We start from the raw sequence: 10,202 nt of genomic DNA on the forward strand, positions 1-10,202 counted from the left end.
AGAAGTTGCCGTGGTTCATTCGCGGCCACGTCATCAATCCAATCGAGATCGGACAAATGGAAGCTATTTCAGTTGCGATCGGCATCGCAGCGGCAAAATTTGCGGTTCGCCTCTGGACGCAAGACGCACCAGCTGAGGTGGTCGGCGACGACTTGGTGGGGTTCCTCGGCGGAAGCGTTCAGGGAGAGTTGGCGCGGCGAGAAGTTCGGCGCCAACTGGATAAGCTCGCTGACCATATCGCCGAGCGCATGGCGCCGTTCCTCTCAGGCGAAGTTGGGGGTGTCGAATCCAATGAACTTGAGGCTGCAGCGCTTGCCGCCCAGGAGAGCCTCAACCGAGCCAACGCCCTTGACGTGAGCACGCTCATCGCGCTCGATCTCGACTCGGCTCGCCTGACCAAGCTCATCCGCCAGCAAGATCCCGAAGCGGTCCAGCGTGCCGGACTCGGCGACGCGGGCGCTGGCGTCTACGACACCCTTGTCGCCGAATGCGCGAACTATGTTGTGTGCATCGCCACTCAGTTGCCGGGGTTCAAGACGAGGGAAGCGCAGGAGCTCCTCAGCCGCCAATCGAGACTGGCAGAGCTCGCGGCGCAGATCTTGGAGAACCTCCCGCCGTCACAAGTCCCACTTAAATGGGGTCCCGGATCTGAGGATCAGCGGTTCGAGAACAAGTACCGTCACGCTGTACGTGAGTACGCCGAACAGCTTCAACTTTTCGGTGTCATGGCCGATGAGGCGCGACGGCCCTACCCACTCTCGGTTGCTTACATCTCAATGGCTGTGGACGAAAAGCATGCGATGAACCCCGCCGTTGATCTCATCATGGGTGCTCCGTCAAAAGAATCAACACCTGGAAAGCCGCTCGAACCTGATGAACCGGCGCGGCCAGCTGACTCGCTGCGAGTCGAGACACTTCTTGCGGACACGGACAGACTTCTATTGACCGGCGGAGCTGGAAGCGGAAAGACCACCCTCATCCAGTGGATTGCACTGTCCTCTGTCGCGAGCTCTACCGGCACATCAGTTCCAGAAGACTGGACGGACCGAGTTCCGTTCGTTTTACCATTGCGCCGTTTCGTCGGGAGCGCTCTTCCGACCCCTAAACGCTTCGTGGAGCAGATCGCTCCAAACCTGGCTGAAGCAATGCCATCAACGTGGGTCCATCGAGTGCTCGCCGACGGTCGCGGCACTGTCCTCATTGACGGCCTGGACGAGATTCCACATGCCGATCGCGACGACGCTCTGAAATGGGTACGACAACTTATTCGCGACTTTCCATCCAACAAGTTCCTTGTTACTTCGAGAACGACTGCGGTGACCAAGGGCTGGCGTGAGGACGAAACTTTCCGACACGCGGAACTGCTGCCAATGGAGATTGGGGATATTCGGGCGTTCATTTCCCACTGGCACGACGCAACTCGCCAGGTGGTAGACGATCTCGCTCGTGAAGAAGTATCAGACGCAGAACGCTCGCTGCTTGGCATCGTCCGCGATCGACCAGCGATCCGGGCTTTGTGCAACTCGCCTCTCCTCGGCGCACTCATCTGTGCTCTGCATCTGCAGAACGGCGCCTCGCTCCCAAGCAACAGGATGGACGTGTACCGGACGGCGATCGAGATGCTGGTGCATAAGAGAGACAATGATCGGCGCGTCCGTGCGTCAACGGCGGATGTCGATTTCACCGAACGACAGATCATTCTGCGGTCATTTGCTTTGTGGCTGCACGAGAACGGTGCAGCAGACGCAACCCGAAAAGACTTCGACAGTCGGGTCGAGCGGACTTTGACTCAACTCCATCGTGTCAAGGCATCGCCCGACGAAGTCGCTTCTTTCATGCTCGAACGGAGTGGGGTGCTGCGTGAGCCCATCTCTGGACGGGTCGACTTCGTTCACCGCACATTCCTGGAGTACCTGGCAGCCTCGTCAATTATTGATGACGACTCGATCGACAAGCTGATTCGCATGGCACACGATGATCACTGGCGGGAGGTGATCATTTTGGCTGCCGGACACGCTAATTCTGAGCAGCGAGCGCAACTGCTGCGGGGCCTCCTCAAGAGGGGGGCTGACACTCCCCGCCGGACGCACCGATTGTTCCTCCTGGCAGTTGCGTGCATGGAGACGTCCCCGCAGCTTCCGAAAGCTCTACGAGGTGAACTCGAAGCTGCCTTGCGGAAGGTTCTGCCGCCACGCAATATGACGGAGGCGATGGCCGTCGCTTCAGCGGGAGAGCTTGCAGTCCCACTCTTGGAATCATTCGCGACGAGCGGCGCGACTGTCGCGGCAGCGAGTGTTCGTGCTCTCAGCCTGATCGGCGGGGAACATGCCCTCGGTGCAATGGCCGCTTTCCGAAGCGACAGTCGTGTAACGGTGACGCGACAACTCATTCGCGCATGGTCCTACTTCGACACGGGTGTCTACGCCCGCGAGATTCTCTCTCACTCAACATTGGATCGGGGCCTCATCACGATCAGTGATGTAGATCAACTCGCCCATGTGTCAACACTTACTCACGCAGAGCGAGTGTTCGTTTCCTTCCCAAGGCGCTTTGCCTCCGCGTCGAACCTTCCGAAGCTGCCCGCCAACACCTACGGCGTCGACCTGAGCGGCCTTGGGGATGTCCAAACCATATCTGACATCGACCTCCCGCAAGGTCTTCGCTCGGTTTCGATTCGCAACTCCTCACTTCAATCACTCGGGGGGCTCGAAAGACACCCGAACCTCGGATTCCTGTCGGTGGCGGGTTGCACAGATCTCAGCAACACTGATGCGCTACTGGAAACGACGCAACTCCGGTACCTCGATCTTTCAGGGACCGCGGTACGGGCTCTCTCCCTTGGTGAACGAAAGTCCCTTGGTTGGTTGATGGTTCACTCGGCGCGACACCTCGAGGAGATCTCGGAGCCTCTGCCGGTAGTCGACCTGAGTATCAGCTACGGTGTCGGACTCCGCGATGTAACGGGGCTCGCCTCGTCGGGCGAGCTTCGTCAGCTGTCGCTAAACATGGGAAGTCTGTCGTCCATTGAATTCCCGCCCGCACTGGAACAGGCATATCTCAGCTCGTGGGCGGCTGACGCGATCAACATCACCGGCGGCGAGGCGCTTCGTTCGGTTTCGATCAATGCCACGATCACGTCAGCAACGTTGGATTGGATCGTTGGATTGCCCCATCTTGGTTACGTCGCGGTAGACGTCCGAGACGAGGAAGTAGGAGGGTGGTCACCGAATACCGCTGTTGCTGAACTATGCGCGCGAAGCAACGCCGTGCAGGTCGCTGTATCCATCCCGTACAACAAGAAGGTTGAACTTCCGAACCCGGCTGGTTGGACACGACATGAATCCATTTCCCGACTGACCTACGTTAGGGAGTGATGCCCACCGCAGCTCACCAAGCGACTCTCCGGATATCCCACTCCTCCCCTGAATGCACGTATGCTACCGTAGGTAGTTGCAAGAACCTGAGCTAGCTCGGAGGGCGGCGATGAAAGGCGGCGTGATCCTGTTCCGCGGTTCCGGGGCAGACGCGCGCCGATACCTGGAGTCGGATCGGTCGCGGGCCGACGACTATTACCTTGAGGGCGGGACGGCTCTGGCCGAGTTCTCCGTCGTCGACGGCAACGGCGACGTGATCGGCGAAGGCGCGCTGACTCCGGACGAGTACGCGCAGTGGGTGGACTGGATCAACCCGCTCACCGGCGAGTCCATGGGCAAGCCCCGTCAGCCCGGCGATGGCCGGCAGGGCTCGCCGCGGTTCGCGGAGATGGTCGTGAACGCGCCGAAGTCCCTGTCGATCGCTGCCGCCCTGCATCCCGAGGTCTCCGATGCGCTCGACGCCGCGCAATGCGACGCGGTCGCCGAGATCCGCGCTTGGCTCGGTCAGCACTCCGTCACCCGCGTCGGCCCGCGCGGAATGCAGCGGGTGGTGCCGGTCGAGCAATTGGAGACGGTCGCCGTCTCGCACAAGACCTCGCGCGCGGGCGACCCCCACCGGCACATCCACTTCCAGATCGGCACGCGCGTGTGGGCGGCCAATGCATGGCGCGGGCTGGACACGGCGGCGCTGTTCCGGCAACAGGGTGCGATCCGTTCGCTGGGCACGGCCGTCATCGCCGCGCACCCACAACTCGCCGCCGTCCTCGACGCCCACGGCCTCACCCTCGACCCCGTGACCGAAGAGGTCGCCGAGCTGCAGCCATTCAACGCCGCGATGAGCAAGCGGGCCGAGCAGGTCGCGCGCAACTTGGCGCAGTTCGAGAAGCAGTGGCGCGCCGCGCATCCCGACCAGGAGCCCGGCCCGGCCGCAATGTCGCGGCTGACGGCGAGAGCGTGGGACCACGAGCGGCCGCACAAGAAGCCGACCCAGCTCGGCAGCGAGACCGCCTGGCGAGCGGAGCTCGAGGACGCCGGCTACCACCCCGACCTCGAGCGCGCTCCGGCGCAGGCATCCGTCTCGCTCGACGACGTGAGCGTGCAGGATGTCGCATCGCGTGCACTCGACCGTTGCGCCGCAGCCGCGTCGACCTGGACAGTGCACGACATCCAAGAGCACGTCACGCGCATCATCACGGGGGCCGGCGTGCGCGCCAACCCCGCGCAGCTGCGCGAACTGGTCATGCTCGCGACTCGGTTGGGCGCCGAGGATTGCCTGTCAGTCCTGCCGCCCGAATGCCCGCATCCCGAGCACGTCGCGCACCTCACGAGCCTGCACGTCATCGCCACCGAGACCCGCCTGCGCGACCTGCTCACCGCGCGCGCCGCGCAATCACGGCAACGTGTACCAGACCTGACGCACGTCGCTCGCAGGCACCGGCTTGATCCGGCGCAGGCGCGAGCGGCCGCGGCCGTGGCATCCGTCGATCCGCTCGTCGTCATCGAGGGCGCGGCCGGCGCGGGCAAGACCACGATGCTCGCCGCCGCGATCGAGGCCGCCGCCGTGCACGGCCGCGCAACCCGGGTGGTCACGCCGACGAAGAAGGCGGCCGACGTTGCGCATCAGGAGCTCGGGGTTGCGACCGATAGCGTCGCGAAGCTCGTCCACGGGCACGGGTGGCGATGGAATCGCGACGGCGTCTGGACCCGGCTCACGATCGGCGACACCGACCCCGAAACGGATGCCCCATACACCGGCCCCGCGGCATCCGCTCGGCTCGCCCGCGGTGAGCGGATCGTCGTCGATGAAGCGGGCATGCTCGACCAGGACACCGCGCGCGCCCTCCTGACCGTCGCCGACGAGCACGGCGCAACCCTCGCCCTGGTCGGCGACCGCGCGCAACTCGCCGCGATCGGCCGCGGCGGCGTGCTCGACATGGCCGCGCAACTCCTCCCCCGCGTGCACCGCATGACGACCGTGCACCGCTTCACCGACCCTGCGTACGCAGCGCTCACCGTGCAGATGCGGCGAGGGGAGCATCCGGAATCGCTGTTCGACCGCCTTCACGCGCTCGGCCACGTCGTGATGCATGAAAGCCCAGAATGCATCCATGACGCGCTCGCACGTGAGTGGCGTGACGGAGATGCGGTCACCGTCGCGACGAACGACGAAGCGCGTGAACTGAACACGCGCATCCGCGACGAACGGGTACGCGCCGGCCACGTCGACGACCACCACACTGCGACCGGCAGCGACGGTCTGAGCATCGGACGCGGCGATGTGATCCAGACCCGGCAGAACGATTCCGCAGTGCACGTGGCGAACCGGCAGACCTGGGTCGTTCAGAGCGTGGGCGACGATGGTGCGGTGTGGGCGAAGGAACACACCTCGAGTCGGAGACGACGCACTGTGCGACTGCCGGCCGAGTACGTCGCCGAGCACACCCATCTGGCGTACGCGTCGACCGCCTTCGGGATGCAGGGCGCCTCGGTGCGCGAGTCCCACACGATCCTCGGCGACGCCATGGATGCGGCGGGCGTTTATGTGGGCATGACCCGCGGACGCAACTTCAACCGCCTGCACGTCGTCGCAGCTGATCTGGAGGACGCGCGGGAGCAGTTCGTGCTCGTGACGGAACGCGACCGGGCCGATCGCGGGCTCGCCAACGCGACAGCAGCAGCGCGAGAGTCCGTGCGCGGCCTCGCGACCGGTACGGACAAGCGGCGTCGCGAAGCTCGTCGGCCGGACGGGACCAGCTTCGAGCGTGACACCAACAGCCGAACCTCACGGGAGCGTGGCCTGAGTCGGTGATGCCGGGGCATCAGCTGCAACGAACTCACTAGGGGTTGTCGGACGCTGGTATCGCTCGTGCACATGGCTCTGTCAACCTGATTCGGGACCGGGATGACGGCTCGATGCAGGACCACCATCTTCCGCGGGCCCGCGGGTGGGAGTATTGCTCGCATGGGTGAGCAGACTTCCTTGCCGTATCCGCCGTCGCCGTTCGAGGGAGTGATCGGCAAGACCTACAAGGAGTCGACCGCGGCCTGGCCGACGATCCCGACCGCCGGAGAGGGGGCGCCGAATATCGTCGTCATCGTGCTCGATGATGTCGGGTTCGGGCAGACCTCGACCTTCGGCGGGTTGATCCCGACGCCGAACCTCGACAAACTCGCGAGCGAGGGGCTGCGGTTCAACCGCTTCCACACGACGGCGGTGTGCGGGCCGTCGCGCGCTGCGTTGCTGACCGGTCGCAACCACCACGACGCCGGCAACGGGTATCTCATGGAGTGGTCGACCGGGTTCCCGAGCTACACGACCATGATCCCGAAGACCACGGCGACCGTCGCCGAGGTGCTGAAGGACAACGGCTACTCGACCTGGTGGTACGGCAAGAACCACAACACGCCCGACTGGGAGACGAGCGTCGCCGGCCCGTTCGACCGCTGGCCGACCGGCATGGGCTTCGAGTACTTCTACGGCTTCAACGCCGGCGAGACGCATCAGTACTACCCGGTGCTCTTCGAGAACACAACCCCGGTCGAACCCGACAAGGGCCCCGAAGACGGTTACCACTTCATGACCGACATGACCGACCGGGCGATCTCGCGCATGCGCTATGCGAAGTCGGTCGCGCCGAACAAGCCGTTCTTCATGTACTTCGCCCCCGGCGCCATGCACGCCCCGCACCACGTCACGAAGGAGTGGCGCGACAAGTTCGCGGGCGCCTTCGACATGGGCTGGGAGAAGTACCGCGAGCAGGTCTTCGAGAACCAGAAGCAGATGGGCATCATCCCGGCCGACACCGAGATGTCGCCGCGCCCCGACTGGGTGCAGGAGTGGGACTCGCTGAGCGACGAGCAGAAGCAGGTGTACTGCGCGCTGTTCGAGAACTACGCCGGGTACTTCGCCTTCACCGACCACGAGGTGGGGCGACTCCTCGACGCGATCAAGCAGCTCCCCGACGCCGAGAACACCCTCGTCATGTACATCGTCGGCGACAACGGCGCCTCTTCGGAGGGCGGGCCCGACGGCACGCTCGACGAGATCAAGAACCTCGGCGGCATCCTGCCCACGGTCGAGGAGATCAAGGCCGGTCTCGATGCGCTGGGCGGCCCAGAGACCGAGCCGCACTACCCGATGGGTTGGGCGTGGGCGGGCAACACCCCGTTCCAGTGGGTCAAGGCCGTCGCGTCGCACCTCGGCGGCTCGCGCAACCCGATGGTCGTGAGCTGGCCGACGAAGGTCGAGCACGACCCCGTGCCGCGCGACCCGTTCCTCCACCTCGTCGACATCGCGCCGACCCTCTTCGAGGCCGCGGGCGTGACGATGCCTGACACGGTCAATGGCATCGATCAACTGCCGCTGGCCGGCAAGTCATTCCTTCCGAGCCTCACCGACGCCTCCTTCGAGGGGCGCGGCGAGCAGTACTTCGAGATCATGAGCAACCGCTCGATCTACGAGGACGGCTGGAAGGCGAACGCGCAGCATACCCTGCCCTGGCGGCAGGATGTCGCCCCGGGCAACTGGGACCAGGACCGCTGGGAGCTCTACCACCTCGATGAGGACTTCGCCGAGGCGAACGACCTCGCCGGCGAGATGCCCGAGAAGCTCGAGCAGATGAAGGCGAGCTTCGACGCCGCCGCCGAGAAGTACCACGTGTACCCCCTCGACGATCGTGGCGTGGCGCGTGCGCTGCTGCCCAAGCCGACCGCCCCCGGGTCCGACCCGACCGCGACACGCTTCACGTTCTACGAGGGTGCGACCCGGCTGCCGGAGACCGCGGCCCCCTCGATGAAGAATCGCAGCTGGAACGTCGAGGCCCGGATCAGCACCGACGGCACCGCGACGAACGGCGTCGTGATGGCCCTCGGCGGCGTCGCCGGAGGCATCTCGCTCTACCTCAAGGACGGCGTGCCGGCCTTCGACTACAACTACTACGGCGACCACACGACCCTGCGGGCGACCGAACCGGTCGCCGCGGGCGACGTCGTGCTCGGGCTCGAGTTCGGCTACGACGGCGGCGGCATCGGCAAGGGTGCGACGCTCACGCTCACCGTGGACGGGACGAAGGTCGCCGAAGGGCGCGCCGAGAAGACGGTGTTCGCCCGGTTCGGCGTCGACACCTTCGGCATCGGCGAGGACACCGGCCAGCCGGTCACGACCGACTACCGCCCGCCGTTCCGCTTCACGGGCCGCATCGATCGGGTCGACATCGAGCTCGGCCCGCTCGAGCTCAGCCACGAAGACCACGCCACAGTCGCACACACCGAGATGAAGGCGGCACAGCGACGCGAGTAGCGACCGGCGGCCGACCTCATTGCTGCTGCCGGGTGTGGTTGTATACACGAGCCCATAGGGGGGAGATGGTGCGGGCGAGTTCACTCACATCGGTGGGACGCGAGCATCGGGAGCAGGTCTCCGCCCTGACCAAGCCGCGCGATGCGAGACGACACGCGGACAGTCCTCACGCGAAGGCACCAATCCGGCTGCACGCTTCGAAACTCCTCGGCTAGACGTTAGAATCCAAGCGTGCAGTCGCGCAACGCGCTCCGAATACTGGCAGAGGTGTCCGGGTCCCAGTGGGGTATGGTCACCTCGGCACAAGCCAACGCGCGCGGCGTCAACCACATGAGCCTCACGCGACTGACTGGATCCGGTGACCTGATCCGACTGACGCACGGTGTGTACAGGGTTGCTGGCGCACCGGGCGCGCAGCACGAAGAACTTCGCGCGGCGTGGCTGGCGACGGACTCCGCGAAGCTGGCGTACGAGCGCCTCAGCGAGCACCCAGGATGCGCTGTCGTCTCAGGTGAATCGGCAGCTCGTCTCCACGGCATCGGCCACCTACGGGCGATGAAAAGCGAGTTCACGACCCCAACCCGCAAGCAGTCCCAGCGAGCAGACGTCCGATACCGAACCCGAGTGCTGCCCGAGCAGGACGTCACTGTGCGCGAGGGCCTGCCCACGACGACCCGCGAGCGTACGATCGCCGATCTGGTCGAGGATCGGCACGACCTCAGCAACGTCAGCAACGCACTACGCGATGCGGCCAGACAGTCTCTGCTGAATGTGAGCCGGCTCACTGAACTCCTGAGCCCGCTCGCCGAGCGCAACGGCCACCGCAAGAGTGCCGGCGACGCACTACTCGAAGAACTCATGCGAATCGCAGGGATCGACCAGCAGAGCATCGCGAAACAGATCGCTTCGATCCCCGCCCTCGCCGGTCTCGTCGCCGCGCGGTACGTCGAGAACTCACGCGAGATCGCGACGAACGGATCCAACGCAGCGGTCGCCGCGCCAGGCGAATCGAGCGCCACCTTCCAGATCGAAGAACAACTACGCGCAGCCGACTCAGTTTCGATCGCACGGGCCCTGCAGCCGAGGTGAGGGTTTCCCAATCGACCCCGCACTCCGCGGCGAGGCATCCGATCAAATCTGGTCGGTCGAATCGCCAGCCTGGACTGATCGCCGACCCGATCTTGTGCCATTAATGTGCCATTAAATGCGCGAAAAGTAACTGAAACCAACTGTGACCGTTTCGAAGAATCCCTGATCAGCGCAATATCGCAACCATAAGAATTGAGTGAAAACCGCCCGGGCTCACTGAAAATCGAAAGGTCACCGGATCGATGCCAGTCGGGAGTCAAGCAAATACCCCGGTTGACCGAGGGCCTTTCTCATGTCAGCAGAGTTTGGTTCAAGAGCGGCTGGTCACGACGCCACCGCAACGCTGTGTTGGCGGCCATGGAAAACTGCCCATAGGCGGTCACGAGAACTGCCCATGGATGGCCAGCAGAGTTGCCCGCTGGTGGCCATGAGTTCTGCCC

4 protein-coding genes are annotated in these 10,202 nt (G+C 64.5%); all 4 read left to right on the top strand.

The features are described from left to right. Nucleotides 1–5: 5 nt before the first annotated feature. The 4 genes from ACFWN7_RS10315 to ACFWN7_RS10330 all read left to right on the top strand — a co-directional run bounded on the left by ACFWN7_RS10315 (nt 6) and on the right by ACFWN7_RS10330 (nt 9,762). On the top strand, nt 6–3,374 hold the full coding sequence (locus ACFWN7_RS10315; RefSeq protein WP_376938711.1) for an NACHT domain-containing protein: 3,369 nt from the start codon (nt 6–8) through the stop codon (nt 3,372–3,374). A gap of 109 nt (nt 3,375–3,483) precedes the next feature. After that, nucleotides 3,484–6,183 (top strand): MobF family relaxase, encoded by a 2,700-nt coding sequence (gene mobF / locus ACFWN7_RS10320; RefSeq protein WP_376938712.1) that lies wholly within the window; start codon nt 3,484–3,486, stop codon nt 6,181–6,183. 153 nt (nt 6,184–6,336) lie between these two features. Continuing rightward, the gene (locus tag ACFWN7_RS10325; RefSeq protein ID WP_376938713.1) at nt 6,337–8,673 is read left to right on the top strand and encodes an arylsulfatase; all 2,337 of its coding nucleotides are present in this window, start codon (nt 6,337–6,339) and stop codon (nt 8,671–8,673) included. 231 nt (nt 8,674–8,904) lie between these two features. Continuing rightward, a complete protein-coding gene (locus tag ACFWN7_RS10330) occupies nt 8,905–9,762 on the top strand; it encodes a type IV toxin-antitoxin system AbiEi family antitoxin domain-containing protein (protein ID WP_376938714.1) in 858 nt (285 codons plus the stop codon). Nucleotides 9,763–10,202: the final 440 nt, after the last annotated feature.

The sequence above is a fragment of the Agromyces sp. NPDC058484 genome, from assembly GCF_042720415.1.
Taxonomy (GTDB): Bacteria; Actinomycetota; Actinomycetes; order Actinomycetales; family Microbacteriaceae; genus Agromyces.

What these genes read in the sequence shown, in the direction of transcription:
- ACFWN7_RS10325 (WP_376938713.1), top strand. Translation starts at nt 6,337, where the DNA reads ATGGGTGAGCAGACTTCCTTGCCGTATCCGCCGTCGCCGTTCGAGGGA.
- mobF (WP_376938712.1), top strand. Translation starts at nt 3,484, where the DNA reads ATGAAAGGCGGCGTGATCCTGTTCCGCGGTTCCGGGGCAGACGCGCGC.